Source organism: Tritonibacter litoralis, assembly GCF_009496005.1.
GTDB classification, from domain to species: domain Bacteria; phylum Pseudomonadota; class Alphaproteobacteria; order Rhodobacterales; family Rhodobacteraceae; genus Epibacterium; species Epibacterium litoralis.
Genome location: NZ_WIBF01000020.1, coordinates 1 through 18537 on the forward strand (window position 1 = coordinate 1; position 18537 = coordinate 18537).

At 54.0% G+C, this 18537-nt stretch carries 19 protein-coding genes; 8 read left to right on the forward strand and 11 right to left on the reverse strand.

Features of this window, described 5'->3' with window-relative positions:
• Positions 1 to 217 precede the first annotated feature (217 nt).
• Genes GFB49_RS19560 through GFB49_RS19570 form a run of 3 tightly spaced genes read right to left on the reverse strand, consistent with a single transcriptional unit; the run spans position 218 to position 3962 of the window.
• Positions 218 to 1705, reverse strand: coding sequence for an ATP-binding protein (locus GFB49_RS19560; RefSeq protein WP_343032649.1), 1488 nt, complete (start codon positions 1703 to 1705; stop codon positions 218 to 220).
• Positions 1706 to 1737: 32 nt separating this feature from the next.
• On the reverse strand, positions 1738 to 2430 hold the full coding sequence (locus tag GFB49_RS19565) for a response regulator transcription factor (protein ID WP_153217859.1): 693 nt from the start codon (positions 2428 to 2430) through the stop codon (positions 1738 to 1740).
• A complete protein-coding gene (locus GFB49_RS19570) occupies positions 2430 to 3962 on the reverse strand; it encodes a DUF4153 domain-containing protein (protein WP_153217794.1) in 1533 nt (510 codons plus the stop codon). The genes GFB49_RS19565 and GFB49_RS19570 overlap by 1 nt, the downstream gene beginning before the upstream one ends.
• 427 nt (positions 3963 to 4389) lie before the next feature.
• Here GFB49_RS19570 and GFB49_RS19575 point away from each other — a divergent pair, with 427 nt between their 5' ends.
• A complete protein-coding gene (locus GFB49_RS19575; RefSeq protein ID WP_153217796.1) occupies positions 4390 to 5781 on the forward strand; it encodes an MATE family efflux transporter in 1392 nt (463 codons plus the stop codon).
• Complete coding sequence (locus GFB49_RS19580; protein WP_153217798.1) at positions 5778 to 6209, forward strand: glyoxalase superfamily protein; 432 nt, start codon at positions 5778 to 5780, stop codon at positions 6207 to 6209. Before GFB49_RS19575 ends, GFB49_RS19580 begins: the two co-directional genes overlap by 4 nt.
• Positions 6210 to 6915: 706 nt before the next feature.
• On the opposite strand, the gene GFB49_RS19590 is transcribed toward GFB49_RS19580, so the two are convergent.
• Positions 6916 to 7950: an IS110 family RNA-guided transposase gene (locus GFB49_RS19590; RefSeq protein WP_153217802.1), complete on the reverse strand. Its 1035-nt coding sequence runs from the start codon at positions 7948 to 7950 to the stop codon at positions 6916 to 6918.
• 272 nt (positions 7951 to 8222) lie between these two features.
• Between GFB49_RS19590 and GFB49_RS19595 the strand changes: the two genes are divergently transcribed.
• From GFB49_RS19595 to GFB49_RS19615, 5 genes are all read left to right on the forward strand, one after another.
• Positions 8223 to 8843, forward strand: a complete 621-nt coding sequence (locus GFB49_RS19595; protein ID WP_214644989.1) for an alpha-ketoglutarate-dependent dioxygenase AlkB family protein — start codon at positions 8223 to 8225, stop codon at positions 8841 to 8843.
• Positions 8844 to 8950: 107 nt separating this feature from the next.
• The gene (locus GFB49_RS19600; RefSeq protein WP_153217804.1) at positions 8951 to 9712 is read left to right on the forward strand and encodes an SDR family oxidoreductase; all 762 of its coding nucleotides are present in this window, start codon (positions 8951 to 8953) and stop codon (positions 9710 to 9712) included.
• A 112-nt stretch (positions 9713 to 9824) separates the two neighbouring features.
• A complete protein-coding gene (gene ada / locus GFB49_RS19605; protein ID WP_246149830.1) occupies positions 9825 to 10874 on the forward strand; it encodes a bifunctional DNA-binding transcriptional regulator/O6-methylguanine-DNA methyltransferase Ada in 1050 nt (349 codons plus the stop codon).
• A 5-nt stretch (positions 10875 to 10879) separates the two neighbouring features.
• Positions 10880 to 11599 (forward strand): 2OG-Fe(II) oxygenase, encoded by a 720-nt coding sequence (locus GFB49_RS19610; RefSeq protein ID WP_153217806.1) that lies wholly within the window; start codon positions 10880 to 10882, stop codon positions 11597 to 11599.
• A gap of 116 nt (positions 11600 to 11715) precedes the next feature.
• Positions 11716 to 12351 carry a glutathione S-transferase family protein gene (locus GFB49_RS19615; protein ID WP_194269424.1) on the forward strand — a complete coding sequence of 212 codons (636 nt, stop codon included), beginning with the start codon at positions 11716 to 11718 and terminating at the stop codon, positions 12349 to 12351.
• Between the two features lie 118 nt (positions 12352 to 12469).
• Here GFB49_RS19615 and GFB49_RS19620 read toward each other — a convergent pair whose 3' ends face one another.
• The 6 genes from GFB49_RS19620 to gstA all read right to left on the reverse strand — a co-directional run bounded on the left by GFB49_RS19620 (position 12470) and on the right by gstA (position 16463).
• Positions 12470 to 13096 carry a VOC family protein gene (locus tag GFB49_RS19620; protein WP_153217810.1) on the reverse strand — a complete coding sequence of 209 codons (627 nt, stop codon included), beginning with the start codon at positions 13094 to 13096 and terminating at the stop codon, positions 12470 to 12472.
• Entirely contained in the window at positions 13093 to 14010 is a 918-nt protein-coding gene (locus GFB49_RS19625; protein WP_153217812.1) for an alpha/beta fold hydrolase, read from the reverse strand. Before GFB49_RS19625 ends, GFB49_RS19620 begins: the two co-directional genes overlap by 4 nt.
• A gap of 280 nt (positions 14011 to 14290) precedes the next feature.
• Complete coding sequence (locus GFB49_RS19630; protein ID WP_153217814.1) at positions 14291 to 15256, reverse strand: NAD(P)H-dependent flavin oxidoreductase; 966 nt, start codon at positions 15254 to 15256, stop codon at positions 14291 to 14293.
• The gene (locus GFB49_RS19635) at positions 15253 to 15471 is read right to left on the reverse strand and encodes a tautomerase family protein (RefSeq protein ID WP_153217816.1); all 219 of its coding nucleotides are present in this window, start codon (positions 15469 to 15471) and stop codon (positions 15253 to 15255) included. Before GFB49_RS19635 ends, GFB49_RS19630 begins: the two co-directional genes overlap by 4 nt.
• Before the next feature lie 3 nt (positions 15472 to 15474).
• Positions 15475 to 15855, reverse strand: coding sequence for a nuclear transport factor 2 family protein (locus GFB49_RS19640; RefSeq protein WP_153217818.1), 381 nt, complete (start codon positions 15853 to 15855; stop codon positions 15475 to 15477).
• Positions 15852 to 16463 carry a glutathione transferase GstA gene (gene gstA, locus GFB49_RS19645; protein WP_153217819.1) on the reverse strand — a complete coding sequence of 204 codons (612 nt, stop codon included), beginning with the start codon at positions 16461 to 16463 and terminating at the stop codon, positions 15852 to 15854. Before gstA ends, GFB49_RS19640 begins: the two co-directional genes overlap by 4 nt.
• 99 nt (positions 16464 to 16562) lie before the next feature.
• Between gstA and GFB49_RS19650 the strand changes: the two genes are divergently transcribed.
• Entirely contained in the window at positions 16563 to 17444 is an 882-nt protein-coding gene (locus GFB49_RS19650) for a LysR family transcriptional regulator (RefSeq protein ID WP_153217821.1), read from the forward strand.
• A gap of 38 nt (positions 17445 to 17482) precedes the next feature.
• Here GFB49_RS19650 and GFB49_RS19655 read toward each other — a convergent pair whose 3' ends face one another.
• Positions 17483 to 18526 (reverse strand): GlxA family transcriptional regulator, encoded by a 1044-nt coding sequence (locus GFB49_RS19655; protein WP_153217823.1) that lies wholly within the window; start codon positions 18524 to 18526, stop codon positions 17483 to 17485.
• Between the last annotated feature and the right edge of the window lie 11 nt (positions 18527 to 18537).

Below are 18537 nucleotides of genomic sequence, written 5' to 3' on the forward strand. Positions count from 1 at the left end.
TGGAAAAGCCCCGTCGCCTTCGAGCGAAAAGTGGCCTAAACGAGCACTGGGGGCGGCACAAAAGCGGGACAGGTCCACAAGGCCGCTTCTGATCGATGATCCGCCCTGTCATCGAGCGCGATGCAGAGATGCTTCATTTCAATTGGTCGCATGGAACACTCGCGGTTCCAAAAACGATAGCAGGACGCGTAACCTGACTGCGCAGCGGCTGAGCTTTTTAGTCAAACGTCGTGTGAAAGATCGCACCTGTTTCACTATTCATGAGTTCTATGGTCCCACCCAGTGTTTCGACAATCGACTTCGCTGTATTCAATCCCATCCCAGTTCCGCCAGTTTCGCGTCTAGTGGTAAAGAACGGCGTGAATATCTTGTCCCGGTTTCCCTCGCTGATACCAACGCCATTGTCGGCAACGATCAGTTTCACCACACCAGCGTCTTTGACGCACTCTAACTTTACCTGAGTGGCCGAGTGTTGCGCTGCGTTCTCTACAAGGTGTGTCAGGACAATCATCAACGCCTCTTTATTCAGAGGGACTTCACAGTCGTCCCGACCGATTTCAACTTCCAGACCTGTAGCGATCCGCCTGACCTCGTCGATGACTTCAGCCAATTTGACATGCCCCCCACCCAAGACCTGATCCGAAATGGCGAAGGCTCTCATGTTGTTCAGCAGGGCTTCCATGCGGTCGATATCGCGGTCGATATTGTCGAGGAACTTGCTCCGCACCTTATCGGACATGTCCTTGTCTCGGAGCAATTCTGCAGCCCCTTTTGCAGCAGTTAAGGGGGACTTAAGTTCGTGGGTCACATGGGCTGTGTAGGACCGCAATGAATCCTGCTGGGCTTGCAACCTAGCCGTTAGAGCTTGGAAACTGTTGCTTAGGTTTTCGATCTCTCTTGTACCCAAATGGTCGAATGATTGCCAACTCCACCGCCCGTCCTCCGAAACTGTGGTCTGTCGGATGAGCGCGTGGATCGGGCGCGTTATGAAACGCCAAAACACAAGACCGATGAGGCCCGTTGCGAGCAACACAAAGAGACCAGCCTTAACGAGGTTGAAACGTTCACCGTAGAGAAAACGGAATATGTGGTTTGGTGTCCGGCTCACATAAACCGCACCAATGATCTCACCATTGACCAAAGTCGGCATGGTAACAAATATCCGGACACGTGTACCTCGGCTTAAGTCGTAGATGAGCGGTTCCTTTTCTGTTCGAATCCGAACCCGGGCAACAGAAACCGTTTCGCCCTGCAACGCTCTGGTGACTTCGCCCACATTGCTGAGCGACAAGCCAACCTCGGCACTGCCCCCTATGACGTTGCCCGCCGGATCAAGGAACCGGTAACCTGCTAATGTGCCAGTCTGAGATATTTCCGCAATTTTCGACAACCGTGGACCGATGGCCTTATGTATTGCGGAGGGATCAACGCGGCCTTCGACGGCATCGGGCCTAGGGGGTAAGATCGTTTCGTCTCTGAGCGAAAGCGCGGGGAAAATCGGTGAGAACTGGTCTGGAACAATCAGTTCTTCTGTCTCGCCCGAAACCTCTGAGAAGGCGTCAGCATAGAGAGCCGAAAGGATGGATGCCTGCGATAACAGGCTTTCCTCTGTTTGTTGAACAAGTTGGTTGGCGTAAAATTTGAAGAGCAACAAGCCTGCAAAAGGCAGGCACAGGACCAGCCCCAACACGACGACGACCACCACCCATAGCCGAGGCCGCCATTTTCGCCTCGGCCCTACTGACACGATCCCATCCGAAGGCCGACGCCATGAACAGTGGCGATGCTTTCCGCGCAACCGGCCTCAGCGAGTTTGCGGCGAATGTTGCGAATGTGGCTGTCCACTGTTCGGTCCGACACATGTATGTTGGGGCCGTAAATAGCGTCAATGAGTGACTGCCGTGACAGCACAACCTGCGGTCGCTCCAGCATATGCTCAAGGAGAGCGAACTCTGACGCCGTGAGCGCAACACTTCGCCCATCGAATGCGCAAAAATGGCGTGCCGTGTCTAACTCCACCTTGCCATGCCGAAGAGGCTGGCGTTCTTTGATCTTGACCTGCTGACCCTTCGTGCGCTTCAAGATCGCCTTGATCCGCGCAACAAGCTCCCTTGGGCTGAACGGCTTGGTCACATAGTCATCGCCACCAATCTCTAGCCCCAGCACGCGATCGATCTCTTCGTCTCTTGCAGTCAAAAAAAGTATCGGGACATCAGACGATTTTCTGAACTCTCTGCAGACTTCCAAACCATCCATTTCTGGGAGGCCAATATCCAAAACGATCAGGTCAAACGCGTTCTGTCTTGCGTGTTGCAGACCGGATGATCCATCGACTGAGAACTCCACCGTATAACCAGCCTTTTGCAAGGCAAAAGCAATCACTTCGCGGATATTTGGATCGTCATCGACGACAAGGACCTTGGACGGCATTACAATCTGGGCTCGTTGCTTCGGCTGCCAAGATAGACATGCAACCGCCATCTGCGAAAGCCCCATTCTTGCCAGTCCGAAATATGGTCCAAACGGGGTCGAAGATAATCGCCACACGTCGTGTTGTTGTCCAGTCGTTCCATCTCGAGGATCACAGGTAAGGCCTGTTCGCCCAATCGGCACAAATAACTCACATCAAATCGGCCACTGTCGGCCCAACGACTGTGATTATAGTCCGCGATGACGTAGGCGAAATTCACGAAACAGCAGGTGTACAGGGTCACACCGAGCGAGATCAAATTGGATCTGATCAGCCATCCAACGTTCAAGTCTCTACCAATCTTTACCAAGGTCAGAACCAGCCCAACAAACACCAACCCCATCCAGATCAAGGCTCTCACCCTAAGGTAGGTCAACGAGTAGGTATCGACATAGAGGCTCAGCCGAAACACGGCGGTGAGAACTAAGAACATCGTTTGTGCCAGCCAGAGGTAGAGCAATCCTCGAAGTATTTTGCTGTGACTGATCAATTTGTGCGACGCGATTGCAAACAAACCAGCCAGCAAGGCCGTCGCTGCCAATGGGTAAGCTCCGCGATGGGCGTATTGGGCGTAGGTCACGCCATCTGGTAGCGTCGTACCGCCTGACAGAACCCCAACATCCAGAACCGTTTGCACCAAGAACATGGCGTTGAATAGGAACAGAGAATTCCGAACAGAGTCCGCATTGAAGACACTTCCGACTGTCGATGAACCTTTGCTTTCGAACTTGAACACCGGTGGAACCTGCCCGACCCATGCGCCGTTCAGATTGAGATAGGGCCAAACGAAAGAGGCCACGAGAAACCAGAAAATGGCTCTGATGATCTGATCCGGGGTCAAGAATTCAAGAGACGCCAAACCCTCGATGAGCTGTTCAAGGATCGGGTTGGCCGCCATCAGCAACGCAAGAAAAACAAGTCCGACGGCAGCGGGTAGGATTAATGCCCTCGCATGGCGTTTGAATTCGGCTCCCGGTCGCATTCCCCGAGCCTCCTGTGCGACGGACACAGGCAAAACCACGGCTCCAACCGTTGATGCGCGGAGCATGAACCAAAGAGCGTGCCACCACTGCACAATACGACCATGTGCGGCCCAAACGGCGATTGCCGCCAACCCGAAGAAGGTAAACATCAGCGACAAAGGCTGGATGAATTCAATGACCGGCAGATTGCAGAATATCTCAAAGACAGCCCAAAATAGCCACTGTCTACGGGCCACAACCTTCGTTCTCAGTCCGAGAATGGCAGCAGACACTGCAAGCGCAAAAATTGCGATTGAGACCCCCAAGCCATGGCCCCAGAACAGCAGGTCGGCGATAAGCACAAGCACCAAAAGAACCGGAAGGACACTAGGGCTCCTGGATCTAATCTGTTTGCCTGGAACAACAGGCGGTGGTCGTGGCGTATCTGAAGCATTTGTCTCCGCCCCCAACCACCACGCATCCAACCTGATGCTGTCCGGCACCTCTCTGATCACCAACTGATTGCTCATCCATCCCTCCTTGGTTCGGGTTTCTTACGGGGAAGGAATGACTGTCAAAGTTGCAGCCGATCTGAGCTTGTTCCTCAGATCTCAGTTTTTTTTCGTGCAGGAAATGTGCAGCGAGCATTCGAAGCCCGGGAACAAGACCGCAGTTGGTTCAATGACGGAATGGTCCCACAACGCGGTCATCCGGTTAGCCCAAGATGCTGCACGGCGTACAAACGGCGGCTCAGGGCGCGCCGGTATTACTGACCACTTGACTGCGAGATGATCTCTGTTTAGTGGGCAGATAGGCTGTAGACGCCTGCCTTCCGCTGACATTTGTCTTGGTTAAGTTCTGCGACGTACATCTCTATCTACTTCTTTCCGCATATCGCGCGGATGGCAATGCGGATCCCATCTTACACTGCGTGATTTGGTTAGAGAGATATGGGATATGGCAGATACCCCCACCAATACATTTACCGATGGGCCACTAAGCTCCATTTACATGAAAACCGCGCTCCCGATCATTTTCGTGATGGGCATGAACGGGCTACTGTCCGTGGCAGATGCACTGTTTCTGGACAACTATGTTGGGCCGGATGCACTGGCCGGCGTGACCCTGATGTTCCCGATCTATATGTTGATCGTAGCGCTTTCCACGCTTGTCGCAAATGGCATGTCGAGCCTCTTGGCGCGGTCCCTTGGCGCAGGCGACACTGATGAGGCCAGAACCACCTTTGCAGGCGCGCACGGCTTGGCCGTCGCATTAGGCGCAGTCCTGATTCTGTTGTTTATCTTCTTTGGTCAACCCGTTGCACTATTGGCGGCCGGAGGGTCCGAGACATTGGCGCAGATGGGACTGGTCTATTTGCAGATCACTGTGCTCTTCTCGCCGTTGTTGTTCGTTTTGTCGGTTAATTCTGATGCATTGCGCAACGAAGGGCGCGTCGGCTTCATGGCCGCGATGAGCCTGCTGGTGTCGATTGCAAACATCGCGTTCAACTATGTGCTTATCGCCCTGTTGGACATGGGCGTTGCTGGGTCAGCCTATGGGACGACCGCGGCACAAGCGCTTGCCTTTGCGATCATTTTCGCGTTCCGCTTTGTGGGCAAGACATCGCTAAAGCCATCCACATTGATAACAAATTCTCTATTCGGAAATTGGGCGCGGATCTTCGCGCTAGGAGCGCCCCAAAGCCTGAATTTCATTGGGCTTGCGCTCGGTTCTTCGGCGATCATTACTGCGCTGCAATGGGTGGGGCAACCGGGCTATGCCGATACGATTACCGCATACGGAATAATCACTCGGGTCATCACTTTCGCTTTCTTACCACTTCTGGGGCTATCGTTCGCAATGCAGACGATCACGGGTAACAATTACGGTGCTGAACTCTGGCATAGGTCGGATGCAAGCCTGCGTGTTGCGCTTTGGTTGGCCTTTATCTACTGCGCGGTTGTGCAAGCCATGGTGATGAGCGCGCCTGGCCAGATTGCAAGCGCGTTTGTGGATGACATGGCCATCATTGCGGAGGTTGAGCGCATTTTGCCTGTTATGACCTCGGTCTTCTTTCTGGTTGGGCCGCTGATGATGATTGCGGCTTACTTTCAAGCAATTGGGCTGGCAGGCAAAGCTGCATTGCTCAGTTTGACCAAACCATATGCCGTCGCGATCCCCTTAACGTTTTTGATGCCTGTCTTATTTGGTGAGATCGGCATCTGGTACGCTGGTCCAATGGCTGAAGTGATCATGTTGGGGATCACCGCATGCGTGCTCGGGCACACCGCGCAAAAGACCGGATTGAAATGGGGCATTTTCCACGGCGGCACAGGAGAGGTGTCATGAACAACCAACTTCCTTCAACAGCCCAGGCAAAGGAACAAGCGAAACGCCTACGCAAAAAAATGACTGAAGATGGTACGCCGATTGGCCACGCCAAGTCTCTTGAGCTCATCGCCCATCAACACGGGTTCCGCGATTGGAACACGATGTGCACAGCCATCGGAAACAGGCAGCCCAACGGTTGGGCCGTCGGTGAAAAGGTTAAGGGCACCTACTTGTCCCAACCGATTGAGGCAACGGTGATTTCCATTTCGATGGTCAAACCCGGATGGTTCCAATTAAAGCTGGACTTGGACGAGGCCGTTGACGTGGTCACGTCTGACCGATTTTCCAATTGGCGCAAACGTATTCACGGCACGGTCGGTCCCAAAGGGCAGTCACTCGAAAACACAAGTGATGGCAAACCTCACCTGCATATTGATCTAGGGTGACGGCAAGAGGCTTTTTGATCAGAAGCGGCCATTGGTTTGACTACAGCCAATGGTCGCTAAGTCCGCATCGCGGTCATCTGTGTATCATTTGATCCAGATGATGAGTATTCCAGCGGTCGATTTGAGTTTACGACTTTGGGGGAAGACGCTGTGAAGTTCATCGAACACTTTGCATCTCTTGATACCCGCATGAGCCGGGGCTTTGCGCTGTCATCACTGACGAGAACCATCAGGGAATGGTGTGAGGCCAGTAACCCCACAATCTCCTGATTGAGGGGCTATCAGAAGAATGGCAGCTATGCGGGCTGCAACTGCAGCATCCCGTCCGCCTGTCCAAGGTCGGCTTTGGGCTGTGAGCGGCCATCGGGTGCCGCTGAGCGGTGACGACTTCGCTGCGCCTCCTCTGCCGCACCGCCGCACCGCCGCACCGCCGCACCGCCGCAAGTCAGCTTCTCTAATTGGGTGTTGGGGTCAAGCTCGTTTTCCTTCATTCTTTTGGGTCAGTGTCGCTCATCCGGGTCACGCTTCTCTTCGCAGTCTAGATGATGCTCTTTGGTGGCATCGCTGCACGCATATGTCGGATCGGCAGTGGAGAACCTTGCTCTGAGACGCGCTTCAACTTGCGCAACCGACTTTTTCGGCTTCTTCCACAGACCTCGTCCGGTGAGGGACGACCCCGTTAGGATGGGATGGGTTGCGTATTAAGTCATGCCTCGCCTCCTACCTGATCCTGACGAAATTCCGTGCCATCAACCCACATGCGATGCAGCAAGACGGCGAGTTTCCGTGCGACCGCAACAACAGCGCGACGGCGTCCTTTGGTCCGCATCAGTCGCATGCCCCATGATTTGATCTGGGACCCCGCCATCGTGCGCATAAGCAAAGCGTTGGCGGCAGCGTACAGTGTTGCGCGGACATCTCGATCTCCAGCTTTCGATATGCGGCCGGGATTGTCATGTTCGCCAGACTGATAGCGTCGCGGTGTCAGACCAAAATGCGCACCAACAATCCGTGACCGTTTGAAGCGCGTGGGATCATCGACTGCAGCTTTGAAGGTGAGCGAGGCAATCGGCCCGACACCTGGAACCGTCATCATTCGCATGCACACCTCATCTTGGCTGGCGGCGCGTTTGACCCTGCGATCCAGTTCCAAAAAATGTTCATACAGGACGACGCGTGCATCTAGCAGCGGCACCAAAGCATGAACCAAAACTTCGTCCATTTCGATCAGTGGCCGTACGACACCGTCAAAGCTGCCGTGCTTCACAGTCATGGGAAGACGAATGCCAAAGATCTTTAATAGCCCACGTACTTCATTGGCGAGGTCCACCGTCTTCTTGAGCAGTGCCTTGCGTGTGCTGAGCAAAGCGCGAACGCCATGCGCTTCGCGGCTCTTCATGTGAACCGGGCGGAACCAACCGGTGCGGAGGACCTGAGCGATGCCACGCGCATCATTCTTGTCTGTCTTGTTGCGCATCGCCGACAGCGCCGCATTGACCTGATGCGCCTCCATACAAACGACGTCAAAACCGGCTGCCTTCAAGCCAAAAAACAGATGTTGGCTCATCGTGCCCGCTTCAAAACCGACCCGTTCAATCGGATGGGGAAACGTTCCAAGCCACTCAGTGATGGCGCGGACCTCGCATGGTAGCTCTCGCTCAAGCAGTACGGTTCCCTTACCATCGACAATGCAAAGCGCACAGGATCGTAGCGATACGTCTATTCCAGCAAAGTATTCCATCTTCTATCTCTCTTGTTCACAGATATCCTGTGATCCTATCGGGAGCTCAACCTCAGAATAGAGGGCAGCCCAATTACGCATGCTCTGAGCCCATTTCTACCGATGCTGCGTGGAGAAGGAATGTCTCTTGTTGCGCTATCCCCTATGAGGTTTTGCATTGTGATCGCCGGTTTCTGAAAATCAGCTTTAACAGCAAGAAACAGATATTAATTCCGGGCAATGTATGAGTGGCTCCATGCTGCGAACCAATAAATTTTAGCGGAATATTAGCCATGATGGACTTGTTTACACGGACGGATGATCCACGAAGAAACCTCCTTCCGGAAGATGGTGTGGTTGAATACCACGGTCCCATATTGAGCCATGCAGACGCCGATAACTACTTTGAGCTGCTCCTAAACGACATTGAATGGCGACATGATGAGGCCGTTATTTTCGGGAAGCGGATCACAACCAAACGCCAAGTTGCTTGGTATGCCGATGAAGCGTTTTCCTACACGTACTCGAACACCACAAAGACAGCACTGCCATGGTCGCCCATGTTGCGGGACCTTAAGAGCATCGTTGAAACGGCCTGCGGCGAGACGTTCAATTCCTGTTTGTTGAACCTCTATCGCGACGGCAGCGAGGGGATGGCGTGGCACAGCGACGCCGAAAAGGACCTTGTGAGGAACGGAACCATCGGGTCGATGAGTTTTGGAGCGGAGCGCAAATTTGCATTTAAGCATAAACAGACCAAAGCAACCGTCTCGCAAATTCTGGAACATGGCAGTCTTTTGACAATGAAGGGCACGACACAGACGCACTGGCTGCACTCTGTGCCCAAGACAAAAAAGGTCATGTCGCCCCGGATCAATCTTACCTTTCGAAAAATTCGACAGCCAAACGTGTAAAAATTTTCGGTTCGACCTAAGGAATCTGCTTCGACCACAAGAACCGGATATTTCGGCAGGCACCTTCGTTGCATTCAGTCTCCAGACATCAAATCAGGAGACTTACGATGCAACTCAAAGATAAAACGGTTATAATTACAGGTGCGAGCAGTGGTATCGGCGCGGCGGCGGCACTGATGTTTGCGAAAGAAGGTGCTAAGCTGGTGCTTGGCGCGCGTCGTGAGAAAGAACTGTCAGCACTTGTGGGGCAGATCAATCAAAGCAACGGCAACGCCACTTGTTTGGCTGGTGACGTGAGTGACGAAGACTACAACAAGGCTCTCGTCGAATTGGCTGAAAACACCTATGGAAATCTGGATGCCGCGTTCAACAATGCGGGGATAATGGGAGATCAGATTCCGGTTCCGGACATGGATGCGGCGAACTGGGATGCGGTGATGAAAACCAATCTCACGAGTGCATTTTATGCGTCCAAACACCAAATACCGGCGATGAAACGCAATGGCGGTGGGTCGGTCATCTTTACTTCTAGCTTTGTTGGGCACACCGCTGGGTTCCCTGGAATGGGTGCCTATGGCGCAAGCAAAGCAGGTCTGGTGGGTCTGACACAAGTGTTGGCGACGGAGCATGGAGCCGATGGAATTCGCGCAAATGCGCTGCTTCCGGGTGCAACCGAAACACCGATGACCAGCGGCGCGTTAGAAGCGCCTGAGCAAAAGGCCTTTTTCGAATCTCTTCACGCGCTGAAACGTGTGGCAGAGCCCAACGAGATCGCACAAGCTGCGATGTTCCTTGCGTCTGACGCTTCCACCTTTGTCACAGGCACTGCCATGATCGTCGACGGCGGAAATTCAATTAATAAGGTCTAATCGCAGGGATTGCGCAAGAAACGGGCTGCTTGGTGGCCCGTTTCAGCTTTGGTGAAAGCGGGCTTGGCCCAAACAAATGAGTGACAGAAAGGGCTGCACAATGAACGTCGCAATGAAACCAACCGATGTACTATGGCAGGCTGTTCTTGAACGAGAACAGAACCCAAACCCGCCATTTTTCTATGCCGTGAAAACAACTGGTATCTACTGCCGACCGAACTGCCCTTCTCGACGTCCCAAACGTCAGAATGCTGCGTTTTACGCCTCATGTGCACTGGCTGAAGCGGATGGGTTTCGCGCTTGCTTGCGCTGTCGGCCCAATCAACAATCTTTGCAGGAACAAACAACTTCCATTATTTTAAACGCTTGCCGGACAATTGAAACGGCTGTTGCTGAGCCACGCTTAGATGATCTTGCGCGCCAGAGCGGGCTTAGTCCGTTTCACTTTCAGCGCACGTTCAAGTCTGCAATGGGGTTGACGCCCAAGGCTTACGCGCAGGCTCATCGCATGAACCGGTTTCGCGAAATTGTGGGGTCAGGCGAAGGGTCCATCACAACCGCGATCTACGATGCCGGCTACACATCCAGCAGCCGTTTCTATGAAGCCGCGACGCAGGCGCTTGGGATGACACCCAAGCGCCTGCGACAAGGAGGAAAAGGCGTAAGAATTCTGTTTGCAATTGGCGAATGTTCCCTTGGATCAGTTCTGATTGCGAGCAGTGCCAAGGGCGTCTGCGCCATGCTGTTGGGCGATACCCCCGAGATGGTTCTGGATGACTTGCAGACCAGGTTTCCCCAAGCTGATCTGATCGGCAATGATCCCGACTATGAGATGCTGATCGCCCATGTCATCCAGTTTGTGGATGACCCAAAATATGGCTTCAATCTGCCGCTCGATATTCAGGGGACCGCCTTTCAGCAACGCGTCTGGGACGCGCTGCGTGATATCCCGATTGGCACGACTGCCAGTTACAGTGAGATTGCCGAGAAAATCGGGGCACCGAAATCATTCCGAGCCGTCGCACAGGCTTGCGGAGCAAATAACATCGCGCTCGCGATCCCCTGCCACCGTGTTGTGCGGTCTGACGGCGGTTTGTCGGGGTATCGCTGGGGAGTAGAGCGAAAGCGCGCCATTCTGGACGCTGAACGGAAGGCCCGGTGATCGAAATGAGTACATCTCAACAGTTGGAGCATCGTATCGACGACATTTCGAATTCTGATCTTGCGACCGACCTGAACGCTTTCGGTTGTGCGACAATCAAAGGATTGCTCTCGCCGGAGCAATGCGTAGAGATTTCGCGCCTATACCCGAAGAACGATCCATTCCGCAGCCACATTCACATGGCCCGCCACGGTTTTGGCAAAGGCGAATACAAGTATTTTTCTTATCCGCTGCCCGATCTGGTCACGACACTACGCGAGCAAATCTACCCGAAACTGGTTCCTGTCGCCAATGGATGGAACGAACGTATGGGCTTGGAGCCACGGTTTCCCGTCAATCATTCCGACTACATAGCGCTGTGTCACACCGCGGGTCAGGAACGCCCAACGCCGCTCCTTCTGCAATATGTCAAAGACGACTTCAACTGCCTGCATCAGGACGTCTACGGAGACCTGTTATTCCCGTTGCAAATGGCTGTTCTATTGTCCCGCCCTGAGCAGGACTTCACAGGTGGCGAATTCGTTTTGACAGAGCAAAGGCCCCGTATGCAGAGCCGCACAGAAGTTGTTTCCTTGAACCAAGGGGATGCCGTTGTGTTCGCTGTCCGTAACCGTCCTGTGGCAGGCTCAAAGCGCGACTACCGGGTCAACATGCGGCATGGTGTAAGCAGGCTCAAAAGCGGACAGCGACATACACTCGGCATCATATTTCATGACGCAAAATAAACGCCTTAGAACAGCCAAAGCCGGGCCATCGGACCCGTCCCTTTGTTTCCTAACATTCCCGTAAAAGGATAAACTCTATGCCCAGTAAAGTTGAGGCGTTCCCTGCAAGCAGTGTTTTGATCAGTTTTCCCATTTGCCCATTTGTGGGCCGTGCCCGCATTGTTGTCTTAGAGAAAAACATCAAACTTGAAGTTCAGCTTATTGACCTTGAGAACAAGCCAGCATGGTTTCTCGAACGTTCTCCGACCGGCACAGTCCCAGCACTCGACACAGGTAAACACTTCATCTTTGAATCTTCCGTCATTTCTGAATTCCTCGATGAGGTCAGCGAAGGCAGTTTACATCCAGAGGCGGCCGCGGATCGCGCGGTGAACCGCGCATGGACAGAATACGCGGCAAAGATGCTTGTGGCGCAATTCATGATGCTCATGTCTGCAACACAAGCCGATTTTGAAACACATAAGTCAACACTGATCGCGGGACTGCAAAACGTTGAAAAGGCGCATTCAAACCAACCATTCTTTAACGGCAAAGATTTCGCACTTATTGACGCTGCCTATTCCCCTCTCTTGGTGCGCACCAAATACCTTCGTGAGAAACACGGGATCGACCTTTTGTCTGACTTACCGCAGCTGCGCGCATGGGAAGAAGCGTTGAATGACCGGGCGTCGGTGCGTGAGGTTCACGGGGTTGAATATTTCGAACACCTGGAACAGGTTATGACTGATCGCGCATCGATGCTCTTGCAGTAATTTGATTATGCGGCGTGCTTTCGGTGATGCAAACGTCGCGCTTCGAGAAAGCTTGTTCGATAGGGTTCGGGTCTGGCGAGTGATGCGACCTACCTGTGATAAAGTGAGAGCCTTCGAGTCAGGTGAGTGTTTTCAAACCTCCATGGGTCTGAATGACCGCTGTGATCTTGATTTCACTACTGCATAGAATCCTTGTAACACCGCAATCGATTTTTTGACCGATCAGGCTAAGAATCTCTTCTGCTTCTGGGTGTTCAACAGTCAAAGAGACCAGTCGGCATCCCAAGTCTGCCATTCCTGACGCGGGATGCGGCCCCTTCGGCCACTCAATGAACGTGGGAAAGGCTCCGTCCAGCGGCATTGCGCCGGTTTCAGGGACTGAGATAAGCCATTTCAGTGCGCCGCGCGTGATCTCTGCCGCCTGGCCACTCGCCGGATGGGCCAGTCTCGACGTCTCCTCGATGTTGTCTGTTGCCAGTACCCAGGTTGCCAACTTCGGATCACCCTTAAAGTCATCCAGATTGAACCACCTACGCCGGTCCGGCGATTTCACAGTCGGGTCAACCGCGATCAGTTCCAGGAATACGTCGTCACCCAGTGACAAAAGTTTGTTGTGGGTTCCCATTTGAAGGTGCGCGCCGCCTTCCGGCATTTCTATTCCGAGTTGGTCCTTGATATAAGCGCAACCTTCCTCCAAGTTCCTCGCAACAACTGTAATATGATCCAATTTCAACGGATTATTCATACTATGTTTCCGTTCAGAAAAGCCGTGATCGACGCCAACGCTGCGACTGGCGCCTCTTCGGGTATGAAGTGACCGCAAGGCATTGGTGCAAAGCTCGGTTTCACACACCAGTCACTCCAGATCTGTTCGACGTTGAAGTGTTTTCCAACGACACCTTTCTCACCCCACATGACCAATGTTGGGCAGCTTAACCTGTTGCCATCTTGCCTATCTTTCAAATCGTGCAACCTGTCGATATGGTAACCTGCTCGAAAACATTCGCACATGGCAGTGACGGCTTCTGGCTCGGCACCAGCACTAAGGTAGACAGCCTTCGCCATCGGATCATAGGGCACTGCTTGGTCAGACAAGCCGTCCAGAATTAGACGCACAAACCCCTGAGGATCACCTGCAATAAGGCGCTCGGGCACTGGGTGGTCCTGCGTGAGAAACGAGAAGTAGAAGTAGTCCTGCGCGATCTCGGCATTTGAAGCTTCATAGAAGTCTAACGCCGGGACGATGTCCATGACCACAAGATGAGTTACCACTTCAGGGTGATCCAATGTCAGCCGCCGCGCCACGCGCGCGCCTCTGTCATGCGCGACGATTGCGAATTTTGAATGCCCTAGGGCGCGCATGACGGCCAACTGTTCGTTCGCCATGGCACGTTTAGAATAGGCATTGGTCCGGGCGCCATAGGGTGGTTTGTGGGTCTCTCCGCGGCCTCGAATATCCGTGAGAACGACCGTAAAGTGTTTCGAAAGCTCTGGAGCAATGTGGTGCCAACACAAATGTGTTTGCGGATCGCCGTGCAACATTAAAATCGCTGGCCCCTGCCCCGAGCTTAGAGTCATGACCCGTTGGCCGTCGATCTCGATCGTTTGGCGGGTGAAACCAGGCAGAAGGGCCGCGTCTGCCGCCTCAAAGATTGTCATTGATCCATCCTTTGAATTCAGAGATTGCGGGCTCGTCCCGTTGAAAAAACGACCAGCGGCCGATCTTTCTAACCGATAGGAAGCCAGATCAGTCTTTTGCTCGGTGCGCGCCAACACTCCAGGTGACCTTCGGAACTGCTGCTTCTGCATCTAAATTTCGCGCAATCTTTGGCCGCAAGAAACTGAGTTTTCCATCAACAGACCTTTCCTAGGGGCTCGCTAGACTAACGTCGTGCGAAGCACGTGTCGGGGCCATCTGCAAAGATGTGTCGCAACAGTGTTACCCATACACGGCAAGCCCCGCTAAAACTTCCTTTGTCTCTCTTTGCAGACGAAGCATGATCTCGGAGGCTGGTAGATGATCGCGGGTCAGGCCAATCGCTTCTCCGACGAATGGGGCCACAACACTGCTGTCCGCGGCATCGACACCGGCTTGCCACTGGGCTTTTTGATCTTCTAGATCGTCGTTTAGCCCCTCCAGGTTGTGGCCCCAGCGCTCCACGAAATCGGTTTTCAACACCCGGCCGGTATAACGCTCGGGCCAGGAAATACCACGAATGATATCCACGACCTTGGTGCGTACTGTGTCATCGCCGCTGCGTGACAGGGTGGGAACGCGCAAGCGCGGATCAACCAGTGCTTCGTTCGCCGCCCAAAACCGGGTTCCCATAACAACGCCGTCCGCTCCCAGTGCTAAAGCACTCACCAGACCACGCCCGTCGGCGATCCCGCCCGCGGCACAAAGGATGGCAGAGCTGCCGCGTCGGGAGATCTCATCGGCGACTTCAGGAACAAAAGCCATACTGCCCCGGCTCTGGCCATGGCCTCCCGCATCCCCGCCCTGCGCAACAACAACGTCGACCCCAAGGTCAATCGCATGACAGGCATCACGCAGGGTTTGAACTTGGCAAATGATCGGAACCTCGGCTTGTCGCAACGGTTCCAGAAATGGCGCTGGATCCGCGAAAGACAGAAACATCGCCACAGGCTTGCGAGCAAGGACCTGCTCAAACAGACCCGGGTTCTGTTCGAGTGCAAATGAAATAAAGCCACAGCCCACCGGCGTATTTCCGGCTTCTTCGAACTGCGCTTCGATCCACTCCGGATCACCATAGCCTCCGCCGATTAGCCCCAACCCGCCGGAACCGGAGACCGCCCGCGCCAGCGCGCCGCCGGCCACAAAGGCCATTGGCGCCTGTATCACAGGCAAGTCCAGCCGGAACCGTTCTGTCAGACGGGTCCTCATTGTTGCTCTCGGTATTCTTCCACCGGCAGGCCGCCGATGCCCCAGTCGTCCAGCGACACTTCGTCGATCACCACCACGGTTGTTGCCGGGTTCTTGCCAAGCACGTCTTGCAGGAGCTGGGTTACACCAGCGATTAGCTGGGCCTTCTCTTGTGCAGACGGACCCAGCCCCTCGGGACCACCTTCGCGCGTAACTTTGATGTTCACATAGGGCATGTATCAGTCCTTTCGAGGTAGATAAGTGAAGGCCTTGGTCACAATGCGCCAATTGCCGTTGTGCCGAACCAGGGTTAGAAAATCGAGGTAGTCGCGACCCATCATGCTCATTCGAGCCGTGACGCGGGCGATCCTGTCGCTACCGAAAGCGATCTCCAAAATCGCTTCATCTCGTGCATCGCCACGCTTCGCAGGTGGTTCACGACCATCCACGCGCGCCATGTATGTCTCTAGGTCGAGGTACAATTCGTCTCCCTCTGTGGCACAGACATAAGCAAGCTGAGGGTGAAAAATACCGCGCAATATTGCGCTGTCCGCCTGATGAAGACCTTCGAAATAGGTCTTCATCAGCGCGACGACTGCGGCGTGATCAGTCGGTGTCATTGCAAAAGCCCTTCTGCTTTCAACGCCTTCTGTGCTGACGGCCGCGACGCCACCCGATCAACCAAAGCCGAGACATTCGGCCAATTCGACAAGGCGATCCCTGTGAAATTTGCCCAGTTCGCCACGGCAAAGAAATACGCATCCGCCACTGAGAAGTGATCTGCCACCAGCCACACACGGCCGTCTGACAGCATTTCTTCAGCCTGATCGAACCGTCCGGCAACCGCCAAGCGTGCCGCCTCTTTTTCGGCCTCAGTTGCCGATGCCCGAAACAGTGGGTTGAACGCTTTGTGCAGCTCAGTAGCCACCCAGTTCAATGCCTCGTGAAGACGCGACCGCTCGAAGCTGCCGGACGCCGGGGCCAGGCCCGCCTGCGGATAGGCATCTGCGATGTATTGCAGAACTGCTGCCCCTTCGGTCAGAATTGCGCCGTCGTCCAAGCGAAGGGCGGGTACATAACCCCTGGGGTTGATCTTCAAATAGTCATCGCCCGTTTCCGTCTGACCAAGGTCCGTGTCGACTGCCTCGATGTCAAACTCAACCTCAGCTTCGTACAGGGCGATATGACTGGCGAGAGGACAAGCCCCGGCTTTGTAATAGAGTTTCATGTGTCAGCGCTCCATTTGCTTTGATGTCTTTTTTTAGCGCGCCTTATGACCTAATAATAATATTGTGTTCTCACGATAATGATCAGGAAAATAGATCATATGAAATATGACCAGCTACGTGCCTTCGAAGCCATTGTGCTGACAGGCACGTTCCGCCAAGCTGCAGAACGGCTCAACAAATCACAAAGTGCGGTTAGCCATTCTATTAGCCAACTCGAAGATGAGCTGGGCTTGATCTTGTTCTCGCGTGAAAACTACCGCCCTACATTGACCGCCGAGGGTGAAGTATTCTTCCGCGAAGCATCACGAGTCATTGGTCAAATGCAGGCGCTGCAGGCAACTGCGGCGCGATTACGGGCCCGAGAAGAAGCTGAGCTACGCATAGCCGTAACAGCAACATTGCCACTAGAGCATGTACTTCCGGCACTGGAACAAATCGGCGCGGCTTACCCTGCCACGCACATCCGGCTCTCGACCGAGGTGATGGGTGGGCCAATCGCGCGACTTATGGAAGGAAATTCTGATTTAACAATTGCAACTCTGGACGGCGTTCCGGTTGATCAGGTCGAGGCGGTTCGACTGGCCGAGGTCACGATCCGCCCTGTCGCATCGCCCTGTTTTGCACAAAAACTTGGCACCGGTGTTCAACCGGTTTCGGCAATGCAGTCGATCCCGCAGATCGTTGTCGCCGGTACAGGTGGGCCCGATGCTGATCAAAGCCGTGATCTACTTCCTGGCGGGCGCAAGTGGACGGTGTCTGATTTCATGGCAAAACGGCAAGTGCTGCTTTCAGGTCAGGGATGGGGGGGTATGCCTGAGCATCTGGTGAGCGCAGACATTGAGTCAGGGGCGCTCGCAACACTTGATGTTGAGGGCTTCTCACCGCGTCGATCAGAGATCTACATGATGCGCCGCCGGGACGCTGCGCCAGGCCCAGTCGCTTCGGCACTTTGGGACAAATTGAGCACTGATTTAAGGTAACGCTTTGGTTTGGAATGAAAAAATGGCGCTATGCGCGATTACTCTGCGACGCCAAAGCGCTGTCTGTACGTACCAACGGTCGTCCCAAGCTGTCTCTTGAAAGCGCGCTGCATGTTCTGAAAATCCGTAAAACCAGAAACTTCGATCGCTTTGCCGGTGCTGCCGCCGCTGCTTAGCACGTCTGATGCAATCTTGATGCGCAGACGCTCCAGAAACTTGTGAGGGGTGGTAGACATTTCCTTTTGAAATCGCCTGGACAGGGTTCTGGGGGTTAGCCCTGCGTGTTCAGCCATCTGCTCTAACGTCCAATTAGCTCTGGGGTTTTGCAGCAGGGTTGTCACCAGGCCTTCCAGGGCTGTGTCGTTCGCCAATTGGGCAACAAGAAGGTCCGAAAACTGACTTTGCCCGCCGTCACGTTTAACATGCATGACCAGATGACGAGCCACAGCAAGAGCCGTTGCTCCGCCACAATCGCGTCGTACCAGTTCGAGTGCGAGGTCAATTCCGGCACTGACGCCAGCGGATGAACAATAACGCCCATCGATGCAAAACAAGCTATCCTCTTCCCAAGCTACCGCTGGAAATTGCGCCTTTGCTTGAGACTGCCTGCACCAATGCGTTGTCGCAACGCGCCCATCAAGCAGCCCGCAAGCAGCCACCAAAAGAGCGCCGGAACAAACGGCAATAAGACGTTCATTGGCCGTCTGCGCATGCCATTGCTCAATCGCATGCCCAATTTGTCTTGAAGCTAGCGCTGCATCCACCCCACGCCCGCCGGGAACCAGCAGGTCGTGTGAAGACGGTTTTGTCAGTACAGGCCCGTTGACCTGCAGGACCAAGCCACAGGTTGTCGTGATTGGTGCGCCATCTCCCGATAGGAACGACAGCTTATAACGGGGGCCCGACACTTCGTTGGCGGTTGTGAAAACCTGTGCTGGGCCAGCCACTTCGAGGATATTCACACCATCATACAGCAGAAAGTCGATAGATATAGGGTGATTGTCCATAAGTGATGATTGTATGTCCTTTTTGCCAAAGGGTCCATGACATAAAGTATTTGCCAGTACAACAATCCAAAACATCGGAAAGACAA